Source organism: Kitasatospora nipponensis (genome assembly GCF_039528135.1).
Taxonomy (GTDB): domain Bacteria; phylum Actinomycetota; class Actinomycetes; order Streptomycetales; family Streptomycetaceae; genus Kitasatospora; species Kitasatospora nipponensis.
On the sequence record NZ_BAAALF010000167.1, the window covers coordinates 18,387 to 18,849 of the forward strand.

At 82.5% G+C, this 463-nt stretch carries 1 protein-coding gene; it reads left to right on the plus strand.

From position 1 onward, the window contains the following. Nucleotides 1-232 precede the first annotated feature (232 nt). Nucleotides 233-463: aldehyde dehydrogenase family protein (locus ABD323_RS31810; protein ID WP_344445509.1), on the plus strand; the 231-nt coding region annotated here is incomplete at its 3' end.

Here is a 463-nt window from a genome sequence, read left to right on the forward strand (position 1 = left end):
CGCCCGCGGGGGGGCGGCCGGGGCGCCCCCTGCCCCGGGCCCCCCGCGCTGCGTGCGGGGGCGTGCGGGGAGCGGCCGGCGCGGTGGCGGGCGGGCGGGTCGGGTGGGCGGCCGGGTGGGGGCAGGCTTGCGCGGGCCGGGGCGGTCGGCGTTGACTAGCGCTGGTAGTTAAAGTCGCCCCTCGCTCTGGAGCCGCCCGGGACGACGCCACCGCGAGGAGAGGACCCAGCTCGTGCAGCAGCATGCGGACCAGTACATCGGCGGCGCCTGGCGGCCCACCCTGGGCGGCGGCGGCCTGGAGGTGGTCGACCCGGCCACCGAGCAGGTGCTCGCCACCGTCGCCGCCGGTACCGCCGAGGACGTGGACGCCGCGGTGCGGGCCGCCCGCGGGGCCGCGCGGGCCTGGGGCGCCACCGGCCGCGCCGAGCGCCTCGCGCCGCTGACCCGGCTGCTGGGCGGGCGG